Genomic DNA, 23,583 nt, shown 5'->3' with positions numbered 1-23,583 from the left:
AGGCTTGTGACGAGGTCGTATTGACCACTTTTCACGACTAAGGCCGTAGGCTTCTCACTTCCACTGTACACTGCTATACACTCAAGGCCAAAGCAATCTGTCTGTGAACCACTTGATGGTCAAAACAGTCGGATCCCCCTGCAGTAAATTCAAATATTACTAACAAAATCAAAGCAGAACACACTGTTTGCGTTAGAGGACCAAATAAAATTGTGAGCAAAACGAAACTACATTGTCAGAACTGGTTTGATAACTTCTCCACTTTTTTGATCTTCGACAGCCTGTTCGATATTCTCAAAGTCGTATAGCGTTATGAGTTCATCGAATGGGAACTGACCGTCTTGGTAGAGGTCAATTAAGTCTGGGATAAATTCCTTCGGATGTGCATCTCCAATAGTAATCCCACGGATCTCTCGACCAGCGAGAATTGTATTGACTTCCAATGAAACTTCGGTGCCTACCGGCGGGGCACCAGCAACACCACAGGTACCTCCTTGTTGAAGTACATCCACAGCTTGTCGCAGCACAGAGGGATCCCCAGTAGCTTCCAAGCTGTAATCTACTCCACCATCAAGATATTCTCGAATCGCTTCTCCAACATCATCTACCTTGTTAGGGTTAATGACGTTTGTTGCCCCAAGTTGTTCTGCTTTTTCAAGTCGGGACTGTTGTATATCAACTACAACCTTTTCACTACAACCCTTCACGTTGGCGCCAAGAAGTCCACTGAGACCTACAGAACCAGCTCCAAAGATGACAATCGACGAGCCTGCTTGAGCATTCAATGCATTAATTACGCCGCCAGCACCAGTCTGTATCCCACACCCGAGCGGACCAAGTAATTCCAATGGGGCATCGTCCGGGACTTTCACGGCATTTCGTTCGGTAGCAATTGCATGTTGTGCGAATGATGACTGTCCGAAAAACCGCCCACTAATAGTTTCATCGCCTTTAGACAGTGGAGAGCTCCCATCACTAGGTCGACGACCAATGAAGTTATGTGGGAAAAATCCCTCACAGTAGGCAACATCCCCTTGATTACAGTTCGGACATTGATCATCATAATCAAACGATAGCACAACTGAGTCGCCCGGCTCAATGGAAGTCACTGCATCTCCAACTTCTTGAACAACGCCAGCCCCCTCATGCCCGAGTACTGCTGGCAGACGGGTAGGAGTGTGCTGATCTCGAGCCAAGACATCAGTGTGACAGAACCCAACCCCAGCAATTTCTACGAGAATCTCGTCATCTTGTGGCGGTTCTATTTCTACAGATTCAATCGTAAACGGTCCGCCTTCTTCATAGATTACTGCTGCGTCGGTTTTCATATGTATCTACACCACAGATTAATCTGAAGAGTAATCCATTTTGGTTATTATGGTTCAGCTCTCTGAAATTAGCCCTAATATACCATCTGAAGTATTAGGCTTATTATTTATAATAGAATATGTGAAAGGAAACAGAAGACGGGCGCTCTGTCCCCTCCCTACTCACTCACTTCGCTCGATCTTCGAGGAAGAGAGATCAGTGCCCTGTGCCGCATAAGCCCAGAAGTAACACTATACTATGATGTTACCGATCACGACTAAATCCATGTTTTTGATATCAAAAGTAGTGAACTTGAACAATAGAGTGACGGTAACGCTCTCCACGACGCGCCTGTATTGACATTGTTACTGGTGCTGAGGAGTCTACTTGAGCGATATAACTTTCTAGACGAGGATTGCGTCATTGTCTTTGCTGGATCTTGGTGGATATTCTGCCTACTGGCAGATGGAACAGTATCCTGATCTCTATGGTGCTGGTATTGCTTGGATTGGATTGACTGATCTTGAAGACCAGTACAATAATACAATGTCACATTTTCGAGCAGAACTGATAGAAAATATCTTGGTACCCCGAGGAGAATCCTGACCTATCCAGGGAGATCTCCCGTATCGAGTATATTACAGAAACTCGAGGCGGATGCCACGGGGCTTGACCCCAGAGCAGTTCACTCTCTGTCGTAGGTAATGCCTGGAGAAAGGAGAAACGGCCTATAAGAGCTAAACAGGATTTCTCGATATTACAATCCTCAGAACTGTGTTCTGAACTCATTAGTAGTTCTCACAGAAATACTGTTGATACAAACCCCCAGAGTTTTAGCTTCTACAGGCTACGTCCTCGTCTTCAAGGAGCCACCGAAGAGAGCAAGTAGAGCAGGGCGGGGATACCGCCGTGCGCTCTCTTGTCTTCCGCACGTTTAAGATAATCGAATATCTTACAGTATGGTCGTAGCTAAGGAGGCGTTCAAGTACGCTGCAACGCCGGAATACGCCGAGACAGCCACTGCTGCATGGACCGATATTCAAACCTGTAAAGAAGTATATAATTACACCCTCACACAAGAATATTGGCCACGCCTCGGATTGGAAAAGCTTGGAGTTAAAGCAACTGCGCAGACGGTAGGTCAGGGTATGGCCGAATCAGTGCCTGCGGAGACTGTGCTTTCTGGGAACACTAAGGTAACAGCCAATGATGTGTCTCCAAAGCGCGTCGTTGAACCAGAAATCCCCTTTCTCAAGGATCCGCCAACAGCGGCGAGTAGACAGGGGCAGCTCACATAACAAGTTTAGATATCATGTCCACGAATTTCAATTTCGCGTGGAGTCACATCAGACACGACACCATCTATGGTAGCGTGGTGGCACACACTAAATCCCCTGTCATCTGGTTGTGGCTCAGCGACTTTCTCACCTCGGTTGACATAGTCGCCAAACTCAACAAGCGGCTTTGATCTCACAACTTCGCTATCATATTTTTCGTTAGTAACCGTTGCAATGTGTGAACCTCTCCGGGGTCAAGCCCCGGAGCTTCCGGCCTCGCGGAAGGAAGTTCCTGCTTCAACGACGCGCTTTGCACCCACCGCCTCTCGTTGAGGGGTGAGCGTAGGGAGCGCAGTCTGCACAGGCGTTGATTCGGAGCGTCCCGCCCCTAACTGCTTCAAACCACGAAAGAGAATATTCTTCGCCGCGTTCAGATCGCGGTCTTCGGTATGGCCGCACGCTGGACACGAATGCTCGCGTACCCAGATTGGCTTAGCTGTCTCGACCCCACAGACCGAACACTCTTTGGTCGTCCCGCGAGGTTCGACCGTCTCAACGTGCGTGCCGTGGAGCTCGGCTTTGTACTCCAGCAGTTCGATAAACCGTGCCCACGCGGCATCTTGCTTGTTTTTGGCGTTCTGGCTGGTTTCCAGCATTGACTTCACATCCAAGTCTTCGACTGCGACGACATCGTACTCTGTGACAAGCCACGTCGTCAGTTTGTGCTGGTAGTCGCGCATTTTCCGCTTGATTGCTCGTTTCGCTTGGGCGACTTTCCGGCGTTGTTTCTCCCAGTTGCCCGAACCGTGTTCTTTCCGATCGAGTTTCCGCTGCTCGCGTGCGTAACGGTCGTACTCATCGGACAGGTCGAGCGTATCCACGGACAAGTTCTCGGACGTGTGGATGTAGCTGGTAATGCCAAGGTCAACGCCCACGCAGTCTTCGGGGTCAATCTCACTCACCGCCGGTTTCTTGGGTGTGTCACCCACCGTCGTCACGAGTGAGACGTACCATCCACCAGTCGTTTCTTTTTTCAGGATTATCTCATCAATCTCGTCCGCTGGTGGTACGTCGCGGTCTGCTCGGATGGTGAACCAGCCAATTTTTTCGAGTCTGAGTCGCACGAACCGGTCGTCGCCCGTGTTGTGATCCACGTTCCAGCGACGGGGTTGATTGTACGACACCGACCGAAATTCGCCTGCACCTTGCCAGCGCAACCGCCCAACATCGTAGCCTTCGTTTCGGCGTTCTTGCAGCGTCTTTAGGTCACTGTGAATCTGACTAATGGCTTGTTGCGCGGCGTGTTGAGAGGGTTCTGCAAAGGTGGGCCATTGGTCTGTCCAGTTTTTGAGTTTGCTGTGTTGGTCGTAGTCAGATGGCCTGTCGTTGTAGTCTGCGTTGTAGTAGTCTCGGACAGCGTGGTTGCGAATCTGCCGGAGAATGTCGATGTGCCGCCACGCTTCGCTTGCTACGTCATCGGGCAGATACGCACGGAAGCGAAGCGTGTGTTTCATCGTTGGATGGTCGAGTTTTGGTTCAGTCGAGTTTTTCGACGGTGAGTTTCAGTTGGTCGCCTTCTTCGAGATTAAGCCCGTCTCGGACTTCTTCTGGGATTGTAACGACACCGCGCTGTCGTATCTTCGGGTAACATTCCATCTGACTCATACTGTATTATACTTTTTGATTCAGTATAAAGCTGTCGGCTTCAACCCCGGGGTCAAGTCGTTCGAGATCTTCGATTCTCGTGATCACGAAAACCGGAGGTTTTCGGATGACCCCGGGGCAGTCGCCTCAACCGCCTATACATTCTGGAATGGAAGGAACAATTGTTGAGGGGGCAGACGATGATAGCAATGGCGGGGAGGAGGCATATGTTGATACCTACAGAGCAAGCAAGCCGAATGCCTCGGGCCTTGCTTGCGGAGTATTTCACCGGTCAACATGCCGAGACATATAGAGTTTGAATTTAGATCTGCAAAGCGCGTCGTGGAACCAGAAAGCCCCCGCCACAAGGAGCCGCCAACGGCGTCGAATAGGCAGGGGTAGTCAACTTGGAAGACAATCGTAAAACTATACAAGCATTTTCTCCTCATTAAGGAGCGAACGGGGCGTCACCGAGATTTCACTGCCGTTTGCGAATATTTAGGTAAGACGGATGATTTGGTATATATGCATGTCAAGTAATGATACTCAGGGCTTGACAATTGAGCAGTTGGGAATACGGATTGCAAACACTGTTGAACGGTGGATGCCAAGCCCATTTCTCTTTGCTATTTTGCTCACATATATTGTCTTCTTCGCTGCGCTACTTCTCGGCGAATTAGGCATAATTGAGCAAGCTGAAGGAGGAACAGCAGGACCACTTGGGCTAATCGAACACTGGTTTGATGGATTCTGGGATTTCCTTGCATTTGCCATGCAAATGACTGTTATCCTAATGACCGGATTTGCACTTGCCTACCATCCTAAAGCAAATGCAATACTGGTCCGGCTTGCACATATCCCGTCAACACCTCCACAAGCTGTCGTGCTTGTTGCTGTCTTTTCGATGGCAATCGCATGGATTCATTGGGGATTTAGTCTCATTTTGGGGGCGATCTTCGCTCGAGAGATGGGTAAAGTCGCGCACAAGAAAGGGATTGATGTCCATTATCCGTTGCTTGCAGTGTCTGGTTACATGGGGCTGGGGCTTACTTGGCACTGGGGGCTGTCGGGGTCTGGCCCACTGTTGCTTACTGATTCAGGGTCAGTTGGGGACGGAACAGTGTTTGATATGCTTCCGAATGACGGTATCCCAATCACAGAGACAATCGCACATGGATATGGGATTACATTAACCATCCTTTCGATTATCTTTGCATCACTTGTTCTTTATGCCATTACACCGTCCGGCAAGCAGGCCCGAGACATCACAGAATATATTCCTGAAAGTGAACTCTTTAGCCAAGAAGCGGATGGTGGCGAGGAGGATGGCAGAGAAGAGAGCAAAGCAAAAACACCGGCAGAACGCATTGATAATAGCTTGATACTGGGAGGGATCATTGGAATAACTGGATTCACATATGTGTTCTACATGCTTATCACGGACGGGCTCGGGGCATGGGATCTTAATGTTGTTAACTTCGGGTTTCTGATGGCAGGATTATTGATCTGGACAAATCCATCTGCATACAGGGAAAAATTCGGTGAAGCAGCGACTGCAGCTGCAGGAATTATTCTCTTATTCCCATTTTTCGCCGGTATTCAGGGGATCATGAGTGGATCCGGTCTTGCAACATATATTGCAGAAGTGCTTATTGACGCGTCGACTGCTGAGACATTCCCGGTTATTGCATGGCTCGTTGCTGCAATCACAAACGCGTTTATTCCGTCTGGTGGTGGCCAATGGCTAGTTCTAGGCCCTCCACTAATGGAAGCTGCAGAGGGACTGGGTGTTGAGTTTGGACATGCTGCAATGGCGTATGCAGTTGGTGACGCCCACACGAATTTAGTTAATCCATTCTGGGCAATTCCACTCCTTGCAATTACACGGATCAAAGCCCGTGAAATGTTCGGCTATGCTATTGTGATGCTAATCGCACTGACGCCGTTCCTAGCTGTCATGCTGTATCTCTTGCCATATGAGGCACTAGCTCTCTTCTGATTCTAGTCAGTATTATTTTGTTTACAGCGGTAGCGAGGCGAAAGCCCATCGGCTTTAGCCCTGTCTCTTGCCCATAGGTTCACGAGACTCAAACGGACGTTTCAGACGCTGTCGACCCCGATCTGTGCTCAAGAGATCGAGATGAGTAGCGATTCGGGCAGTGATATCGGCAGCGGGGAGTGACTGAACGCGGATAACCGAGATCAGCAAAATTGTTCTATGAGGGTGTTATATCCGTAGATATTGGCATTTTCAGCCGATCTCATCGATCCCGACAGCGACTTCATTTGTGGGTAAGAGACAGGGCTTTAGCCGTGGGATGGAGCCGACAACTGGGAAGTGTTCCACGGGATTGGGCTATTCCGGAGCTTTAATGTGTGATCGAGACATGGATATGATTGCACCGAGGCGGCCTTGCCGCCCGAACAAACGGATCATATCAGGATTGGGGCCACACCACGTCTGAGGGAATTCCACCCCGTTCACGGGTGGGAGGAGGTCAACTTCGGCTAACGTTGCCATGCGGGCGAGTCATGTACCCTAACCACTTCTTTTCAAGGATGCACTTAGAAAACCAGGGTAGGTAGATAATCTAACGTAGTTTGAAAACATATGGTATAACATGGAAGATCTCAGTACAGTTGAAGTCGGTGACACCGTTGAAGATCTTAAAGATAGAGAAGGTAAATACCAGGTTGTAAAAAAAGAGACCTCATCCGCTGGGAAAATTAACGCTGTTATTGTTGAACGTATCGATGGCGACGGCAAAGGAGAGCGGCTGAGAATTCCACAGTCAAAGTGGGGCGATACATGGACAGCCTAAATAACAAATAATCTATTCTGTACTTATATTACTGATAGCAACATTCCGGCTATAGGAATAGCTTTTGATAAGATAACAGGATGTACATTACTTGACCTCTCCCCACGGCTTCATCTGTGTGAGGAGGTCAAAAATCGCAAGCGATTCTACTTAACGTGGTTCTGTTGTTACTACTGTCAACAACCTCGGAGTCAAGCCCCGTGGCATCCGTCTTGAATTTCTGTGATTCGGCAGCGCCTAAGTTGAATGGTTCTTCGTGGGCTGAGCGACGGCTGCATCCTCACCCTGATGCGCTACTCGTTTGCTTTACTCACTGCGTTGCTCCTTGAGAACAGGAACGTAACCTGTAAAATTTAAATTTAATTATATTTAGGATCGATCAGTTCAATCGGATGTGGCGGACGGTTGTCTGACAGGTCGGCGATTTGGTCCTGGCAAGAAGTACCGCTTGCTATAACAGGTATGTCGTACTCTGTATACTGGCTCTGTAGATCACTCCCGACATCAACGCTTAGGTCATAATATTTATTTTTATATCCGAACGATCCTGCCATCCCACAACATTCAACATCACTTGTTTTCAGCCGATAGCCTTGTTGCTCAAGAATATGCTTAGTATAGTCTTCAATATTTAGTGTGCGCTGCTGGCAGTGGCTATGATAAAAGACCTGTGTATCGTCACTTTGGCCAAGTACGTCAAGGTCAGTTCCACTCTCGCTTAATTGATGAATATACTCCATGATCTCATAGCTGTTTTTGGAGATCCGTTTGTAGCTCTCTTTGTCGACTAATCTACCGTATTCCTGCCGGAACATTGCAAGATCGCTTGGTTCAACAACAACAATATCGCAATTAGCTTCGATATACGGATTGAGGGTTTCGATCACAGCCTGTGCATGACTACAGGCCATTTTCACCATCCCCTGTGATAGAGGTGCACGGCCACTAGATCGGACAGACGGCATCCTCACTGTTACTCCGAGTGCTTCTAATACTCGCACAGCAGACTTTCCACGATCGGGATTAATGTAGTTTGTATAGAGATCAGGATATAACACAACTTGTCGAGTGACTGTATCAGTCTGTGGTGATTCACGTGATTGAAACCAGTCCTGAAGTGTCTGAGTCGCAAATGTTGGAAGGTCCCGACGCATATCAACGCCAAGCACCTTTTCCATGAGGATACGAATCACAGAGGTGCTGGCTGTCCAGTTCGAGAGAGGAGCTGTGGTAGCGCCGATCTTTGCTATCGTCTCGAAGTTCCCGAAAAAGCGCTTCTGCAGACTGATCCCAGTAGGTGCGTCATCAGGCAAAAGGCCATCAACAAGATAATTAAATGTGTTTGGATCTTCCTCGCGGTTAATGCGATTTCGAATTACGGTATTGATCCACGGAATGTCAATCTTTACTGGACACTGGTTTACACACCGTGAGCAGCCAGTACACAAATCATTGAACTCTGATGCGGAACCCTGCTCATGTACACCTGCTTCCCAACCGGTCGCGATACCGCCGGTATATGTCTCACCCCCAAAAGCATGACCGCCAACAGACTGGAAGTTTGCGCAGGAATTGAGACAAGCAGAACAGCGTACACAGTACAACGTTTCACGAAGCTGATCATCCGCACGCATTTTCATTCGACCGTTATCGATTAATACAAGATGGAATTCTCGCTGATCCCGCTCAACCGGTGGTGTATCGATTGGTGGTGAGAACAAAGATGTATATGATGAAATTGGTTGTCCCGTTCCCGATCGAGAAACTAATTGAAGGAAGATAGCAAGGTCCTCAAATGAAGGAATAATCTTTTCAATCCCTGCAACTGCAATATGTGTGTCTGTTGCTTCGACGACTTTTCGTGCATTTCCTTCATTTGTGATCAGACACATTGTCCCTGTATCTGCAGCAAGAAAATTTGCCCCGGTCATCCCGACTTCGGCCTTTTCAATTCGTTGAGCAAGATAGTCACGAGCAAATTGTGTCAACTCTTCTGCTGTTTCAAGTGGCTCCTCTGGGTCAAAATACTCGTTGAATAATTCAGCGATATCGCCGCGAGACTTGTGAAGACTTGGCCCCACGATATGAGAGGGATCGTCGTCTGCGACTTGGATAACCAGCTCACCCAGGTCTGTCTCAACTGGATCGATGCCTGCAGCTGAAAGGGCATCATTAATCTGAATCTCTTCACTTGTCATTGATTTGCTCTTGACGACTGTGTCAGCGTCCACATCATCACAGACTTCCTGGATATAGGCGTTTGCGTCGGCAGCGTCTTGAGCAAGGTATACTGAGCCGCCATTTGCTTCAACCTGTTCGGTTAGCTGATCAATCAGCTCAGGGAGCCGATCAATTGCGTCTTCTTTGATTGACCGAGCTTCAGCACGGAGATGTTCGTGTTCGTCTGTGTCAAGCTCCTCAAATGCAGCGTACCGTCTTCTATTGAGATATCGAGCATTATCTGCAATCTGTTTACCTTCGTTATCGATGAGATTACGAATATATTCTGTATAATCCGCGTGTGAATCACTATTCATCGCAGATCACCACAATATGTAATTCTCCTGGGCCGTGGACACCAGTTACCAACTCGCCCATATCGCCGGTAGAGCTGGGGCCAGTAACGATCACAGTATTGTCCATACCTTGGCCATACTGGTCGTGTAGTACAGAAAATGCTGTCTCGATGTCAGGTACAATGTCGGATGCTTCAATAATAGCAATTTGCCGTGCAGGAAAGAGACTAACTGGTCCTGTCTGTCGACCGTCAGAGGGGATCACAACACTTCCAAGCGTCTCAATCCCAATGATTGCATCTGTGATTCCGGTCTTGGCCTCATCTATGAACTTCTGTTTAGTCGGGGGATCAACAATGGATGGGAGAGAAACAGTATCGGTGAGTGGTTGCACACCTACTGCAGGTGGTTTGATTAATTCTTGAAGCACGTCCTTTGCATCTTCTTTGGATACCGTGTGGACCTCAGCACCGGTCGTCTCTGCCATCTTGGAAAAACGATCAACGGTACCCATCTATACCCCTCCCACAGTTCATCTGCTTGCACTCTATGTGATTGTGAAGCGGGTGCTTAGCCATTTGTTCATGAGTCAGTTCTCGCTCGTATAGTCCTTACTTTATCGGGTGCATGTCTGCAATTGATACTAGCGAAGTGATTATGACACAACAGTTGTATTAGTCGGTTGTCGCTACTGGAAGCGAGGAGTCACTACGCCATTCTTCCAGAGCACCGTTATACACAGCAACATTCTCAATTCCGGATGCATACGCTGCAAGGGCTGCGCTGGTCGAGGCAATCCCGCCTCCGCAGTATGTCACCAGTCTATCTGACTCCGTAACACCGACCTCATTGAATCGATTTCGAATCTCGTTCTCGGAGAGGTACGTGTTTGTTTTGGCATCAACGAGAGCAGACTCACCTATTGCAGGGACGTTTTTTGTGTTCGGGATATGAATCAGTTTGTACTCGTCTGGCGGAAGAGCACAGACTACATGAGCCTCATCAGTATTTTCGTCTGAGATATACGACAGCACTTCCTTTTTATCCGCAACGAAGTCTGGATTATATTCCGGTATGAATGTCACATCTGAAATTGTTGGACCTTTTGATGACGTGGACCTATCCTCATTTGTCCATCGCTCCCAACCGCCATTTAGTACACCAACTTGATCATGACCAAAGACACGTAGCATCCACCAGAAACGAGCAGCCCATTCGTTGCTGGCGTTATCATACACCACGACGCGAGTATCACTTCCGATACCAACAGACTCCATCTCCGTAGCGAAATCTTCTGGATCAGGCAATTGAAACGCATAATCTGGGTCTTTCGTCTCAGAGAGGTCGACCATAAGATCAACAAATATACTCCCTGGGATGTGCGATTCTTCCCACTTGTCCTGGAGAGAGCTGCATTCTGCTTCTCCGGTTTCAATATCATAGGTAAGATCTACGGAACAATCGACTACGCAGAGATCTGGATCATCAAGGCGTTTTTCTAACCAGTCTGGCTCAACGAGTGTTGGAATATCTTTGTTCGCCATTAGTTAATGTAGATATAAGAATAAAAATAAAACCTAGCGGTATTGTCTGGTATTTGGCACCTCTAGAATATCAACATCTGGGAACAATAGTAGAGATACTTACTAGTTGAATGCCGATTTGTCGGTGAGTATTTTCAGAACAGTGAGTTCATCATGAATCTCAATGATGTCGTGGGATTCTCCTTGTTCAATATAAACTAGATCCCCCGAAGTGACTGAGTATACCTCATCTCCCACGGTTATTCTTCCTGCCCCACCAATGATATGATACAATTCATCTTCAGTATGCTTTCGGCTTCCTTTCTTTTTCGCTGCGTCTTTACTGTACCGTTTGAGACCAATGGTCATCGTTTCCGTATCAATGAGTCCAACAGAATCGGTGGCAGTCGCCTCAAGCTTGTCCTGTAAGTCTTCCTGAGGGATATGCATCGTGTTATCAGTAAGGTACTACTTAGAGTTATATTTACGCCATATATCGTGTCAACTGCCTCGGGGTCATAATGACTAAGATAACTTTTGAAAGTCAAGGAACTTCTCACACCACTTCTTTGCGAAGCTGACACGGTTCGTTATTTTCTCGAACGTTCTCTGAACAAGGGTTTTGAATTCACTTTCGTTGTCAACGACAATCGGTGCCATCGTCCACTTGAGATGTTTCCAGACCTGTTCGATTGGGTTGAGGTGCGGTGAGCCTGATGGAATGAAAATCAGGTCGATTCCGAGTTCATGCGCACGCTTGCGCGTGTATTTACATCTATGAGCTCCGTGCTTATCCAAAACGAGCAGAATCCGCTTGCCGGGATTCTGCTCGCGAACCATTTCTAATACACCACAGATTCGTTCCTTCTTTTCGTCTTCAGTGAACTCAACCAAGCTCTCGCCGTTGAGCGCGTAGAATCCAACCGCAGAATCGTGTGTCTTGACTAACTCCCGCTCAATGTGTGGATCGTCTACGTACCAGACACGTCGTGAATTATCGTACGGTTGTGGCTTCGATGCGTCAAAAATCCGAGGACTGTACCACCATCGGTGCAGATATCATCGTCAACAGTCCATCCTTTCTCGTCTTCTCCCTCACGTTTGTTGTGTGGCTGGTTGCCCTCGTCGAGCGCGTCATCGACGCGCTCTTCGAGGATTTCATCAGGATTCTCTGGTCGATGTGGACGTTTTGGCCGTGGTTTCGCGTATGAGAGACCGAGTTCCCGAAGGAAGGTACCAAGGTAATTTGGACTGTAGGAAACGCCGAATTCCTCCTGGAGAAGATGCTGAATCTCCTGTGATTTCCACGGTTGGCCGTCACGAAGCATCTCGACCAGCTCTTCTTGCTCATCCTCGTCGACTTTCGGGGGCCGGCCGCCCCCGAGACTCGGCATCAGTCCATCTAAGCCGTCCTCGTTCCAAGCGTCGGCCCAGCGACCACCGGTGGTGGCCGACCGACCTTCTCGGTCGGCGGCCTCCGGGATCGAGTCGCCTTGGTAGAGATTTTTCAAAAATCCAAGCCTGCGGAGGTGGTGATCGTCTTCGGTCTCACGCAGTAATTTATCGATTTCTTCCTCAGTCAAGTGACGCTTAATTTCTTTTCGACGTGAGCGCTCCATTACTCTTCTATCGAGCTTAGCTCACAAAAGTTTTCATACTCATTAAGCCCCGAGGCACTCTGCCTATTTCTCTGTAGACTGGTTAGGAATTGTAGAGGTGTTAGGAAACAATTCTCAAGGAGTACTTAGCCTGCTCGGTTCTAACAGCTGAAGATGCCGTCTCCTATATAAGAAATTACGGCATTGAACTGTCTTGGCTACTCGCTTCCTTCGATGACTCCTTGTAAACCGGTGTCTAGCCTGTAAGAGTTAAAATAGCACTGGCCGTAACATGTTGATATGAGCAACGTAATGAACACGCAGTCTACCGATTTCGATACTGATGGGCAGACAGAGATATCAGCAGTGCTCTGTGACCTGTTTAGCTTTAGCCTAACACCTCGTGTTGATGGATTGTTCTATATTGGTCAAAACTGTGTCAGAGTGATTATTGACAAATGACATCTGATCAACCCCACATTGGAATTATTACTGACGAAGAGTATGCTGACTTGACGGAAGACGGACAAGCAATTGCCACTGAAATCAAGAATCAAGGATATCAGGTTGATCCGGTTGTCTGGTCAGACGCCGGTGATCTATCGAGCTATGATATTGTCCTGATCCGATCCTGCTGGGATTACCATACTGATTTTGCTGAATTTCAATCATTTCTAGAGAAGCTTGAGGAGAATGGAGTCACCGCTTACAATCCGGTTCCAGTGATCCGGTGGAATGCGCACAAATCCTACTACAGCGATCTCGAAGATGTCGGCGTCCCAATTCCGCCATCAGTATGTCTGGAGAGAGGTACAGAAATATCACTCAAGAAAATTCTACGTGAGCAAGGGTGGGACAAAGCCGTTATCAAACCTGCTGTAGGAGCCGGTTCAGCCGGTGTCTGGCGAACGAGCATCGGGGAAGCAAAGAACGATCAGGCACGATTCAACATTGCCTGTGCTGATGGGGACACTGTTGTTCAGCAATTCGTCCCGGAGATCAGTCAAGGCGAACGCTCAATCGTATTTATTCGAGGAGAATACAGTCATGCGTGGAATGATTTGACAAAACCGGGCGACTTCAGTGACTTCACAGAGCCAGATCTCGATTATGATCCTAACACAGATATTATCAAAAGTGCCCGCGCAGTACTTGAACAAGCCTGTACATTCCTTGCATGTGAACCCGCAGACCTACCATATGCACGTGTGGACTATGTCGAACGGGATAACGACATCCTCGTTCTGGAGCTAGAACTCATCGAACCGTATCTTGGTCTTGCTCGAGAAGATGGGGCTGTCGAAACGTTTGTCAGTTCATTTGTTGAACTCTTTCGGGATATCAAGATAAATGCCAGCAGATAGTCAGACATGGGTTTTTGTCAGCAGAAGTACGTACTTTTACAGCGGTAGCAAGGCGAACGCCCACCCGTTTACGGGTGTGGATGAAGCCGACAACTGGGCCCCGTTCGATGCTCGTAGCTACAGCTGGATATGCTACGGAATACAAGCATGTACATAGATTGACCTATAATTAGCGCCTTCGACGTAAAACAACGGTACCTCCAAGTCACTGGGGCAGAACTACGCTCCCACCAGCGGATCGGAGTAACGGCTGCTTGGCTCAGCCAGTGCTCGTCGGTCGCAAACCATAATATCCCAACCAAGCGGCGCGGTGCCGTGGGAATCCAACGACTTCAGTCGTGTGGAGGAAGTCAACTACTCACCCGCAAAGTTATAGTTCACTTTTTAAGGATAAAATCGATCTCAAAATAACGACTGTTCTTGAGTGGTTCACGCAGAGAAGCACTATTGGAGCCGAACAGCAGTCCCGTATGCGATGACCTCAGAGCCGCCTGACGCAATGGTTGATGTTTCCATTCGCACGTTGACAACGGCATCAGCACCCAACTCTTCAGCGTCTTCAATCATCCGTTGCAATGCTTCATCTCGAGCACCAGTAAGTAGCTTAGAGTAGGCCTTTAACTCTCCACCAGCAAGATTGCGAAGGCTCTGCGTAATATCCCGTCCAACATTACGGGCCTCAACTGTATTCCCCCGAGCAATGCCGAGAGCTTCGTCAATCTCTTCACCTGGAATCGTTTCTGTACTGACTACTTGCATATCCGAATAAACACATCATAGTAAACAAAGCCCTTCGGTAACTCAAACAATAATTTACGTTACTTCAGCACTTTAGCCATCTAACATGAATTCGATAATTTACTATCTGCAACAGAGCTCATAGCAAACAGATAGATACTATAAGGATTGATCCTGGGATGATTGATGCGTCGGAATACTGGAAAATCAGATGGAATCGATTTCAATATTAAGTTCAAGACTGTGATGATTTACATACCAGTACAAGAGTAGTTTTAGCTTCTACAGGCTACATCCTGTTCTCAAGGAGCCGCCAACGGCGGTGAGTAGGCAAGGGTAGTCCACTGATTACTACGAGCGATGTAATGACAGCGTTGCATACGGGTTGTTACCGAATCTTCAGTGAATAAAGAGATCGTATTACCGGACACCTGTTGACATCCTCCCCGCGCTGAAGCGCGAGGCGTTCGCCTCGAATCTTCGTAAAAGCTCATGAAGACACTGGGAGTTTGTATACATAGGTTATAACACACTGTGGTATGTATTAACGGAGTCGGCTGTGATCACTTATGAAAACCTCAGGAACGTCTCCCGAAGCCCTTGCCATATAATCTCTGTAGAGCACACCATGTGATAGCTGATAAATCGTTGTCGCAGCCGATAGCACCATATGACTAATTAAGTGGTTTTTCTTCGCCACAAGCTGGGCATTTTGTATATGTTGTCGGACGACTCAACATTCCACCACCCTTCTCCCCAACAAGTCCGTGATTCTCTAAACACGTCAAATGGGCAACTTTTCCACATCTGGGACATTGATGTCCATTACCGTGATCAATAGTGTCCTGGCAATGATAGCATCCTTCTGTCATATGGTATGTGTTATTATGGCACAGTATAAGCCTTTTCCAGCCGTGATTTTTTCGTCTGATGAATACTTGTCTGCGCTTCTGATAAATCCAGTATGCTAAAGTTCCTATTCTGTCATCTGGTAACAGCGTCTGGGGCTACTGAAACACGGAGAGTACTATACTGAATCAACTCACTCTGAATAGACCTAAACTCATCTTTCAGCATCCATCAATTCTAATATATATTAACGTGGATACTATGATGGAAACATGAGCGCAGATGATGATTCCTTTCTTCAAATAAAGGCCACAAAGCAGGCGACGTATGTTGCCGTCTTGGCCGCTATTGGGTATATCTCTTATGTCATGACTGGAAGTCTGATTTGGATGTTAACTGGGGTTTGTAACTGTTTTTGAATTCCGAATCTTTAAACAGTAGTAAGCAGCAATTAACAACAAGACAATGCCACGGTCGTACGCTATCGGCGAGTTCGCGGAGGAACTCGGCGTCCACCCCGAAACCGTCAAACGATGGTGCCGAAACGGTGACCTCGACCACACACGCACACCCGGCGGCGACCGACGCATCCCACACCGCGAACTCCTCCGCCTCGCTGGTGATGCTCGCCCCCGCGACCAAGTTGCCCTCTACGCCCGCGTCTCCAGCCACGGGCAAAAACAAAACGGCGACCTCGACCGTCAACTCGACCGCCTCCGAGAATACGCACACGACAACGGATGGACGGTCGAAACCACCTACACCGATGTTGGCAGCGGCCTCAACGAAGATAGACCCGGTCTCAACACCCTTCTCGACGAGATTCCAGATGCGGACTTTGGACGCGTCCTCGTCACCTACGAGGACAGACTCACCCGCTTTGGCTTCTCCTATCTCGAACGACTCTTCGACCACCACGGCGTCACCATCACTGTCGTCGAAGACGAGACGGACAAAACCGCACAGCAAGAACTTGTCGATGACCTCATCAGGCTCGTCGCCAGCTTCTCCGGCAAACTCTACGGGATGAGATCATCGAAAAAGCAGCAGGTCGTCAACGCAGTCGAAACCGAGGTGACTGCTGATGAGTGACCATCTCTCGTTGCCTGTTCGACTACCGGACACCCACCGCGACCAACACAAACGGTTGGACAAGTTCGTCCAACACGTCGCCACCCGCGTTCTCTACACCCGCTGGACGCCGGAACACCTCACCGGTATCTCCAACTCCGACCATCAAGCGTGGAAGTACTTCGACGAACACCAACCGTTCGAAGAACTCGACGACTACACCCTGTACAAAACAATCCACGGTGAGGCACCGCCAGAGGACTTTGAGCTATACCTACCGTCACGCATCCGGCGGTGCATCCTCCAGAAGGTGGGTGAAACTCTACGGAGCCACGCTGACCGCCGCAAAGCCTTCCAAGCCATTCAAGACCTCTTCCCTACGCACAAGATCCGCAGAATCCACCGTCGACGCATCAAAGAAGAGCTGTGGGAGGACGGCGAGTACCTCTCCAGCGGCTACGTCGACGTTCTCATCGACCAACTCAACTCGTACTACGACCGCCACGGCCGATACCCCGAGTCGTATTTCGAATTGCAAGACCCGCCGGAGTACAGCAACGGCGTGTTACCGTACTCGGCAGACGATGGCCCCGCCAGCGGCCAAGCCATCAAATACCAGTACGACGAAGACGACCAGTCATTGACGGTGAAGATGAAGACACCCGATACCGTGACGCCTGAAAGCCGTGGAGACTGGTCGTGGCACGAACACAACCTCGACGGGTACGACGCCTTCCACACGCTTACCGCGCGCGGTTCTCTGTCAGCCCCCGAATTCCAGTCCTCAAGGCGGAAGAACGGCGACCAATTCTACGAACTCTCGTTCCCCGTCGACATAGACACTACCGACGCCGACGGTGATGCAGACCGTGTGTTGGCACTCGACGCCGGAATGCGCAAGGACGTGACGGCTGTCGTCGTTGACGAGGACGGCGAACAGGTGTCGCGGCCGCACTTCGTTCGGTTTGCCGACCGCGACAAGATGCGCCGACTCCACCGAGAACGGCAACGGTTGAACGCCAGATTAGCGGAACTTCGACGGAACGGACGAGATTACACAGACGAGTTCAAAGAGGTACAGGCGGAGTACGAACGGGTGAACAACAAGATCCAGCAGAAGCGCGAGCAGTTGACACATGATGTGGCGAATCAAGTGGTCGCGCTCGCCTTGGTGTACGATGTGGACGCCGTCGTTCACGAGGATCTGCGGTCGCTCTCCCCGCCGTCGGGTGAAGGCGGGTTGTCGTGGGAGTTGTCGAGTTGGGCACGGCGCGAGATCATCGAGAAGATCGAGTACCGCTGTGAGCACGTCGGCGTGGATGTTGAGCGGGTGTATCCGCAGGACACGAGTCGCGTGTGCCCGCGGTGTGGCTCAACCGGGCACACGTGTAAGTCGCCTGATCACGATGAGAAAGTGTGGTGGGGCGGGCACTTCCGGTGCGCCAACGCTCGATGTGGATTCGAAGGCGACCGGGATTACGTCGCGGCGGTGAACGTGGCCCGCGTGTTCTTCAGCGGGACGGATGGGCTGGATCACGGGTTTACGTCCTCCTATACGGGGGATTGCGAATCCGTGCCAGCCCGCCGTTCCGCTGGTACGCGACTCACGTTCGGGCGTGGCGTTGTTGCTTACAGGCCTGAGCAGGCAAGGGCGACCGTTGGTGGTGGGTCGGCTGTCATAGCGCCCGCTGTCGTCCTGTCCGAGTCGAATGCGGATGGTAGTGATGGATGTGGCCCAACCACCCGCCAGTACACCCAATTCCAACGGGTCACTGCTGAACACTGCTGAAAATAGGAACGGTATTCGTAGTGATGATCTTACTCATCCTCTGGGGCCACTACTTTGGATGGTGAACTGTCTCAATTTGACCTAACTTTCAGAGTAACTCATAGATGTGGACTACTCCGGCGCCAAGTGTTCCAAGAACCATTGTCACTCGTTATCGCGAGAAATGAAAGTTTTTTGCACGATCTTGAAGCACTCAGCCTATATCTCCGTAGATACCTATAGAAATGAGATTATTCGGTGTATGCAGAACAGACCCTCTTAAGTCCTGTTTCCAACGGAATTTCGGGATTCCAGCCAGTTGCGTTGGTAAACTTGGTCGAGTCAGCACATGTATCTCGAATATAGATGTCATCAGGGATTGGGTTCTCAACGTACTCGGGTTTAATGTCCGTCCCGAGCTCTTCGTTGAGCATCTTAACCAGCTCGTTAAATGAAACACGCCGTCCAGTACCAATATTATATATCCCATCTAATTCGTGCTTAGCAGCCATTTCAAACGCTCTAACCACATCTGTGATGTAAATAAAATCTCGCGTCTGCGTACCATCGTCGTAGAGTTCCGGTGGATGGCCTCGAGCGATGTTGTCCGCAAATTGAGCGATAACGTTGGCGTACTCATCTTTGTGCTCCTCAGCCCCGTCGTACCCCTGATAGACTGAGAACAATCGAAGACCGCACATCGAGATATTATGATGAGTTGAAAAGTATTCCGCATACCGCTCTCGAGCAAGCTTTGAAGCCTCATAAGCGGTACTCGCCATTACTTCCATGTTTTCAGATGAGGGTTCAGTCTGGGACCCATAAATAGAGGATGTAGAGGCATAAACCACGGTCTCACAGCCATCTTGCTGAGCCTGCTCAACGACGTTGACAAAGCCCTCAACGTTGACACGGGTTCCCTGAGTTGAATTGTCCTCATGCATCCCATACGAGGAGAGTGCGGCAAGATGAATTACCACATCGACGTTCGTTGGTAGATCGTTGTCAAGAACGCTCCGCTCAGAAAATTCGACATCGTCAGTGAGGTTTTCTGGGTGGCCAAGATAACAATCATCAATAGCGATAACATCGTTTCGCTTGGCGAGTTCGTTGGCAATGTTTGAGCCAATAAACCCGGCCCCCCCAGTGACCAAAATCCGGGCCTGCTCCATGACATTCATTATGATGGACAATTGAAAAGTGTGTCTCCAGTTATTATAAACAAAAGTATCAAACATTTTCCTATATTATTTCTAATAATTTAAGCCCACTACTCAGACTATGATCACGAAGGCTGGAACCAATCTTAATCCTGACACAGATACAAGTATAGCATCGCCGACAATAGTTGTTGACAGGATACGGCCGAACAATACGGTGAGGGAACGACTTTCCGGTTCACACTGCCGATGGTTGTTTTTACAGAAAGTCGAGGCGAATGCCACGGGGCTTGACTCCAAGGCAGTTCACAGCAGGCGTGTATCCTGTGATGTGATTAGCAAAAGTATAATCTACGTTATAATTTTTACCATGCAGATATACTGTAGTGTTATGTATACAGCAACGTCATCAAATAGCCTTGCTGTCCAGAAGTCTTTCATATACAATATATCTTATACAAACCAAGTCCTTAGCGACAACATACACGACTGATCACTGATGAAAATTGGCTTAGTTGTTTATGATGGTCTCGACCAAACCAGTGGTGGCTATCTCTACGATAGACGAGTAATGGACGGACTCCGGAAACGAGAACACACCGTTGAAGTTGTTTCGCCGCAACGCAATAGCTACCGGCGAAATCTACTGGACAACGTGTCAAAATCACTGAACAGACAAGTTCAGCACCTGGCAGCCGAAGTGGATGTATTAGTTGAAGATGAACTCTGCCACCCGTCGCTGATTGGACCGAACCTACGTATCCGGGCACAATCCAACAGACCACCAATCGTCACTATTGTTCACCATTTACGGTCATCAGAATCGTGGTGTCAACACAGAGTAGCTTGCTACCGCTTCATGGAGTGGGCATATCTAAGAACGGTTGACGGTTGTATATACAACAGCCAGACAACAAAAGCGACTGTCGAACAGATTCGCGGTGGTCTGCCGAACACAGTCGCCCGACCTGGAACAGACCATATCTCTCCAGATGTATCACTAGAAGAGATTCGTGAGCGGGCAAGGCAGTCAGGAGCACTTGAGGTGTTATTTATCGGGTCAATAATTGAGCGAAAAGGGCTACATACACTTGTACAAGCATTGACCGATGTTGATGTTCCGTGGTCATTGACGGTTGTCGGCGATCCAACGGTCAATCCAGAGTACACAGAGCGAGTTCAAAGGCTAATCGCTTCAAATGGTGTCGAATCACAGGTCGACTTTACTGGACATATTAGTGATACACAGCTCCATGAACTCCTCACTGAACATCAGATTCTTGCTGTACCCTCACAGTACGAAGGATACGGGATTGTCTACCTCGAAGGGATGGCATTCGGCTTGCCAGCGATCGCAACCTGTTCTGGTGGAGCCCGGGAGGTCGTTGACAATGGCGAAAGCGGTATCTTGATCCCGCCAGAGAAGCCTGAACCGCTGCGCGATACGCTTGAGTGGCTTGGAACTAATCGAGATCAGCTTGCTAAGCTGGGAGAGACAGCACAGGAACGGTTTCATAAGCACCCGACTTGGGAGACAGCAGTTGACCGGATCGAGCAATTTCTGTTACAGCTACACAACACTACTGGGTAGTGACACATCTGTTTTCTATTTAGTAAACGCACTATAACAACGGATGCCGATCACCTAGAAGATTCCAACAGTATGCACTCAATGTACCAAAAAGAAGATTTCCCAGATGTATTAATCATTTCTTGGTGAGATGTGACACACCCGTTACTGCAGTAAGCGATATGAATCCCGTCGACAACCTCGGGACCAAATCCCGAAACACGCGACCAGCTCTTTTGTGAACTATCTTGATGTTGACCCCCGAGGTACTCGACCTACCTCTCTGCAGATGCTTCTATGATCTGTCTATACCAATATACGCCGACGGTACGGGTGAAAATGCACTACTCTGTTTGGAGTTGCTGCTCAATCTGTCGGCAGTGTCTGTGAAGTTTACTTCAATGTGAGATCAGAGATGCACAAATACTTGACTCAAGGGCACTTTCACTATTTGAATAGCATAGAGTGAATGCGTGTATGCATATCTACTGTGATCTATTCAGTCGCTGATGAACACTTACATAGAAATATGTAACTATATGTATGTTATTGTACAACAAATTGCAAAATTATTTTAGGGATGATTTACATCAAATAAATAGGGCGCGTAGTTCAGTTCGGGAGAACGGCCGTGTTATGGGCCCAATATTATTGTGGTTGTGAGTTCGCGCGACATGATCACAATCCCATTGTTCATCTGGTCCCGCACGGACAGCCCGAGGTTCGAATCCTCGCGTGCCCACTCTGTAAAATTACAGTAGTGTGAAACTCGGATATCTGTACTTCTACAGGGAAAGCAGGCAGCGTGCCTCGGAGTTGACCCGGATTATTTCACACATTAGTTGGCTACCCAAGCTATGAAAAACAAGGTGTTATTCCGGTCTAGAAGGAACGAGGTTGCTCCTCACAGAGCGTACAGATTACAGTCCTATTGCAAACTCAGTCTCACTGATCCGCGTTGCCCCCTGATTGACTGCCTTGTTGACCGCTATTTCAGTATCCATCAGAAAAAACCGATGACCGCGGCGTTTCCACGAGAGTACCGAGTCTTGGAGAATATCCGCATGTTCTTCATATTGATCAATGACCACACAGTATGCCTGGATATCTTCGACGGTAATGACGTTGTAATGGTTCTGCATAAGAAGATCCTTGACGTGTTTGAACTCCTCGGCAGGTATCTCGAACACGTATTCATCATCATCATAGTACTCACACAGTTCGACGAACAAATCTTCGCGGTCGAAGTAGTGACTAAATAAATACGTATCGCCGAGACAAAATGTAGTGATTGTCTTATTGTTGGTTCTGGATTCTGTCATCGTTTAACCTATGGCAGCCTAACTCAGGAACATCGCGACCGCCGAACGTGACTGTGTAACGTTGATCCCGACACAGCACCCCAGGAAGGTAGTCTTCGATCCCTGCAGCGGTCCGTTGATGCTTTCCGGATTTTTGTTATATTGATCTGCCCAAAACTACTTTCCAACGTTTGTATACATAATCCTCACGCTCTTGGAGAGATATTAGTCGGTCCGATTATTCACCAACTGAACGGCATTGCCACAACTTCAGCCAGCATTTTTTATACTTTTGCTGCTGTTTTGTTACAATAACTTACACAGTAAATGAACTATACGATCTGGCAAAGATTTTTGTTCAACAAGATGCAATGCGAATAAGGTGAAAAATATGGCAAATAAATCGGTCGATGGGGAATCGGCAACGGAAGTCACACTGAAAGTTGATGAAAAAGGGAGAGTCACCCTTCCAAAAGAAATTCGAGATCAACTGGACATAGGCTCCCATAATGAGATTTCCGCACGCATGATTGGATCAGTGCTGGAAGTCAATCACGAATCAAAATCAGAGTTGCAGGCGGCAACATCTAACGACGAGTTGGATAACGCGACTCCATCTGAGGCTGGTTATAGTCTCTTTGGATCACTGAAGTCACGCGAATGAGCTGACCGAATAGCTCGGGGTCACTCGGAGAGAATAATCAAAGGTTAATTCGCTCACTAAAACAGATCGTATCTTGTGAACTACCCCACCCTGCTTAGCCTGACGGCTTCGCTGAGGGTGTGGCTTCCTCGTTCTGCGACACACTTTTTCACGGACGGTCGGCGTGGGCCGACGGTCCGCACAGGGAGCGCAGTCTCCAGAGGCGTGGATTCGGAGTGACCCACTCCTACTCGGTGGTGATGGCGAGATTCATCTCGACCGCCTTTCTTGTCGGGCTCTAAGCCGAGACGATAAGTAACTGCCATCACACTTCCAGTCTTCGACTGGCAGTATGATACATACCCGGCACAGAGTGAAACTGAACCGAAGATGGCGCTGTATTCCCTCCCTCCTGCGCTCCTTGTCCGCTG

Annotated in this window: 21 protein-coding genes, 1 tRNA gene and 2 pseudogenes; 12 read left to right on the top strand and 12 right to left on the bottom strand. The window is 48.7% G+C overall.

All coding sequences use genetic code 11. The features are described from left to right. Positions 1-227 precede the first annotated feature (227 nt). On the bottom strand, positions 228-1,328 hold the full coding sequence (locus K0C01_RS10660; RefSeq protein WP_221169679.1) for an NAD(P)-dependent alcohol dehydrogenase: 1,101 nt from the start codon (positions 1,326-1,328) through the stop codon (positions 228-230). A 363-nt stretch (positions 1,329-1,691) separates the two neighbouring features. On the opposite strand from K0C01_RS10660, the pseudogene K0C01_RS10655 reads away from it, so the two are divergent. After that, positions 1,692-1,948 (top strand): annotated as a pseudogene (locus K0C01_RS10655) (alpha/beta hydrolase family protein); the annotation flags it as partial. Between the two features lie 319 nt (positions 1,949-2,267). Further along, entirely contained in the window at positions 2,268-2,606 is a 339-nt protein-coding gene (locus tag K0C01_RS10650; protein WP_221169677.1) for a hypothetical protein, read from the top strand. Positions 2,607-2,611: 5 nt separating this feature from the next. Here the strand turns inward: K0C01_RS10650 and K0C01_RS10645 are convergent, their stop codons facing one another. From K0C01_RS10645 to K0C01_RS10635, 3 genes are read right to left on the bottom strand one after another with little or no spacing between them, the layout of a single operon-like run. Further along, positions 2,612-2,782: a hypothetical protein gene (locus K0C01_RS10645; RefSeq protein ID WP_221169676.1), complete on the bottom strand. Its 171-nt coding sequence runs from the start codon at positions 2,780-2,782 to the stop codon at positions 2,612-2,614. Between the two features lie 57 nt (positions 2,783-2,839). Then, a complete protein-coding gene (locus K0C01_RS10640) occupies positions 2,840-4,099 on the bottom strand; it encodes an RNA-guided endonuclease InsQ/TnpB family protein (RefSeq protein ID WP_221169675.1) in 1,260 nt (419 codons plus the stop codon). Between the two features lie 22 nt (positions 4,100-4,121). Then, positions 4,122-4,250, bottom strand: a complete 129-nt coding sequence (locus tag K0C01_RS10635; RefSeq protein WP_221169607.1) for an AbrB/MazE/SpoVT family DNA-binding domain-containing protein — start codon at positions 4,248-4,250, stop codon at positions 4,122-4,124. A 508-nt stretch (positions 4,251-4,758) separates the two neighbouring features. Between K0C01_RS10635 and K0C01_RS10630 the strand changes: the two genes are divergently transcribed. Both K0C01_RS10630 and K0C01_RS10625 read left to right on the top strand, forming a co-directional pair. Further along, on the top strand, positions 4,759-6,228 hold the full coding sequence (locus K0C01_RS10630; RefSeq protein ID WP_221169674.1) for a short-chain fatty acid transporter: 1,470 nt from the start codon (positions 4,759-4,761) through the stop codon (positions 6,226-6,228). 622 nt (positions 6,229-6,850) lie between these two features. Beyond that, entirely contained in the window at positions 6,851-7,051 is a 201-nt protein-coding gene (locus K0C01_RS10625; protein WP_221169673.1) for a hypothetical protein, read from the top strand. Positions 7,052-7,410: 359 nt separating this feature from the next. Here K0C01_RS10625 and K0C01_RS10620 read toward each other — a convergent pair whose 3' ends face one another. The 5 genes and pseudogenes from K0C01_RS10620 to K0C01_RS10600 all read right to left on the bottom strand — a co-directional run bounded on the left by K0C01_RS10620 (position 7,411) and on the right by K0C01_RS10600 (position 12,709). Further along, positions 7,411-9,588, bottom strand: coding sequence for an LUD domain-containing protein (locus K0C01_RS10620; protein WP_221169672.1), 2,178 nt, complete (start codon positions 9,586-9,588; stop codon positions 7,411-7,413). Next, a complete protein-coding gene (locus K0C01_RS10615; protein ID WP_221169671.1) occupies positions 9,581-10,054 on the bottom strand; it encodes an LUD domain-containing protein in 474 nt (157 codons plus the stop codon). Before K0C01_RS10615 ends, K0C01_RS10620 begins: the two co-directional genes overlap by 8 nt. A gap of 187 nt (positions 10,055-10,241) precedes the next feature. Continuing rightward, a complete protein-coding gene (locus K0C01_RS10610) occupies positions 10,242-11,111 on the bottom strand; it encodes a sulfurtransferase (protein ID WP_221169670.1) in 870 nt (289 codons plus the stop codon). Positions 11,112-11,213: 102 nt separating this feature from the next. After that, entirely contained in the window at positions 11,214-11,540 is a 327-nt protein-coding gene (locus K0C01_RS10605; RefSeq protein WP_221169669.1) for a cupin domain-containing protein, read from the bottom strand. Positions 11,541-11,615: 75 nt separating this feature from the next. Next, a pseudogene (locus K0C01_RS10600) lies at positions 11,616-12,709 on the bottom strand (IS630 family transposase). Between the two features lie 279 nt (positions 12,710-12,988). Between K0C01_RS10600 and K0C01_RS10595 the strand changes: the two are divergent. Beyond that, entirely contained in the window at positions 12,989-13,150 is a 162-nt protein-coding gene (locus tag K0C01_RS10595; RefSeq protein WP_221169668.1) for a hypothetical protein, read from the top strand. Next, entirely contained in the window at positions 13,147-14,052 is a 906-nt protein-coding gene (locus K0C01_RS10590; protein WP_221169667.1) for an ATP-grasp domain-containing protein, read from the top strand. The genes K0C01_RS10595 and K0C01_RS10590 overlap by 4 nt, the downstream gene beginning before the upstream one ends. Before the next feature lie 444 nt (positions 14,053-14,496). On the opposite strand, the gene K0C01_RS10585 is transcribed toward K0C01_RS10590, so the two are convergent. Then, on the bottom strand, positions 14,497-14,811 hold the full coding sequence (locus K0C01_RS10585) for a YbjQ family protein (protein ID WP_221169666.1): 315 nt from the start codon (positions 14,809-14,811) through the stop codon (positions 14,497-14,499). Positions 14,812-16,104: 1,293 nt separating this feature from the next. Between K0C01_RS10585 and K0C01_RS10580 the strand changes: the two genes are divergently transcribed. Then, positions 16,105-16,731: an IS607 family transposase gene (locus K0C01_RS10580; RefSeq protein ID WP_221169665.1), complete on the top strand. Its 627-nt coding sequence runs from the start codon at positions 16,105-16,107 to the stop codon at positions 16,729-16,731. Beyond that, a complete protein-coding gene (locus K0C01_RS10575; protein ID WP_221169664.1) occupies positions 16,724-18,499 on the top strand; it encodes a zinc ribbon domain-containing protein in 1,776 nt (591 codons plus the stop codon). The genes K0C01_RS10580 and K0C01_RS10575 overlap by 8 nt, the downstream gene beginning before the upstream one ends. A 230-nt stretch (positions 18,500-18,729) precedes the next feature. Here K0C01_RS10575 and K0C01_RS10570 read toward each other — a convergent pair whose 3' ends face one another. Continuing rightward, complete coding sequence (locus K0C01_RS10570) at positions 18,730-19,650, bottom strand: NAD-dependent epimerase/dehydratase family protein (RefSeq protein ID WP_221169663.1); 921 nt, start codon at positions 19,648-19,650, stop codon at positions 18,730-18,732. Between the two features lie 487 nt (positions 19,651-20,137). Here K0C01_RS10570 and K0C01_RS10565 point away from each other — a divergent pair, with 487 nt between their 5' ends. Both K0C01_RS10565 and K0C01_RS10560 read left to right on the top strand, forming a co-directional pair. Further along, positions 20,138-21,229, top strand: coding sequence for a glycosyltransferase family 4 protein (locus K0C01_RS10565; protein ID WP_221169662.1), 1,092 nt, complete (start codon positions 20,138-20,140; stop codon positions 21,227-21,229). A gap of 580 nt (positions 21,230-21,809) precedes the next feature. Continuing rightward, a tRNA-OTHER gene (locus K0C01_RS10560) sits at positions 21,810-21,950 on the top strand. A 178-nt stretch (positions 21,951-22,128) separates the two neighbouring features. Here the strand turns inward: K0C01_RS10560 and K0C01_RS10555 are convergent. Beyond that, entirely contained in the window at positions 22,129-22,530 is a 402-nt protein-coding gene (locus K0C01_RS10555; RefSeq protein ID WP_221169661.1) for a hypothetical protein, read from the bottom strand. 370 nt (positions 22,531-22,900) lie between these two features. On the opposite strand from K0C01_RS10555, the gene K0C01_RS10550 reads away from it, so the two are divergent. Continuing rightward, the gene (locus tag K0C01_RS10550; protein ID WP_221169660.1) at positions 22,901-23,173 is read left to right on the top strand and encodes an AbrB/MazE/SpoVT family DNA-binding domain-containing protein; all 273 of its coding nucleotides are present in this window, start codon (positions 22,901-22,903) and stop codon (positions 23,171-23,173) included. Between the two features lie 163 nt (positions 23,174-23,336). Continuing rightward, the gene (locus K0C01_RS12845; protein WP_255568290.1) at positions 23,337-23,471 is read left to right on the top strand and encodes a hypothetical protein; all 135 of its coding nucleotides are present in this window, start codon (positions 23,337-23,339) and stop codon (positions 23,469-23,471) included. Positions 23,472-23,583: the final 112 nt, after the last annotated feature.

Source organism: Salinarchaeum sp. IM2453 (genome assembly GCF_019693215.1).
Taxonomy (GTDB): domain Archaea; phylum Halobacteriota; class Halobacteria; order Halobacteriales; family Salinarchaeaceae; genus IM2453.
This window is presented reverse-complemented; position numbering and strand designations above follow the sequence as displayed.

Coding starts and splice junctions, on each gene's coding strand:
- K0C01_RS10660 (WP_221169679.1), bottom strand. CDS start 1,328: ATGAAAACCGACGCAGCAGTAATCTATGAAGAAGGCGGACCGTTTACG.
- K0C01_RS10650 (WP_221169677.1), top strand. CDS start 2,268: ATGGTCGTAGCTAAGGAGGCGTTCAAGTACGCTGCAACGCCGGAATAC.
- K0C01_RS10640 (WP_221169675.1), bottom strand. CDS start 4,099: ATGAAACACACGCTTCGCTTCCGTGCGTATCTGCCCGATGACGTAGCA.
- K0C01_RS10635 (WP_221169607.1), bottom strand. CDS start 4,250: ATGAGTCAGATGGAATGTTACCCGAAGATACGACAGCGCGGTGTCGTT.
- K0C01_RS10630 (WP_221169674.1), top strand. CDS start 4,759: ATGTCAAGTAATGATACTCAGGGCTTGACAATTGAGCAGTTGGGAATA.
- K0C01_RS10625 (WP_221169673.1), top strand. CDS start 6,851: ATGGAAGATCTCAGTACAGTTGAAGTCGGTGACACCGTTGAAGATCTT.
- K0C01_RS10620 (WP_221169672.1), bottom strand. CDS start 9,588: ATGAATAGTGATTCACACGCGGATTATACAGAATATATTCGTAATCTC.
- K0C01_RS10615 (WP_221169671.1), bottom strand. CDS start 10,054: ATGGCAGAGACGACCGGTGCTGAGGTCCACACGGTATCCAAAGAAGAT.
- K0C01_RS10610 (WP_221169670.1), bottom strand. CDS start 11,111: ATGGCGAACAAAGATATTCCAACACTCGTTGAGCCAGACTGGTTAGAA.
- K0C01_RS10605 (WP_221169669.1), bottom strand. CDS start 11,540: ATGCATATCCCTCAGGAAGACTTACAGGACAAGCTTGAGGCGACTGCC.
- K0C01_RS10595 (WP_221169668.1), top strand. CDS start 12,989: ATGAGCAACGTAATGAACACGCAGTCTACCGATTTCGATACTGATGGG.
- K0C01_RS10590 (WP_221169667.1), top strand. CDS start 13,147: ATGACATCTGATCAACCCCACATTGGAATTATTACTGACGAAGAGTAT.
- K0C01_RS10585 (WP_221169666.1), bottom strand. CDS start 14,811: ATGCAAGTAGTCAGTACAGAAACGATTCCAGGTGAAGAGATTGACGAA.
- K0C01_RS10580 (WP_221169665.1), top strand. CDS start 16,105: ATGCCACGGTCGTACGCTATCGGCGAGTTCGCGGAGGAACTCGGCGTC.
- K0C01_RS10575 (WP_221169664.1), top strand. CDS start 16,724: ATGAGTGACCATCTCTCGTTGCCTGTTCGACTACCGGACACCCACCGC.
- K0C01_RS10570 (WP_221169663.1), bottom strand. CDS start 19,650: ATGGAGCAGGCCCGGATTTTGGTCACTGGGGGGGCCGGGTTTATTGGC.
- K0C01_RS10565 (WP_221169662.1), top strand. CDS start 20,138: ATGAAAATTGGCTTAGTTGTTTATGATGGTCTCGACCAAACCAGTGGT.
- K0C01_RS10555 (WP_221169661.1), bottom strand. CDS start 22,530: ATGACAGAATCCAGAACCAACAATAAGACAATCACTACATTTTGTCTC.
- K0C01_RS10550 (WP_221169660.1), top strand. CDS start 22,901: ATGGCAAATAAATCGGTCGATGGGGAATCGGCAACGGAAGTCACACTG.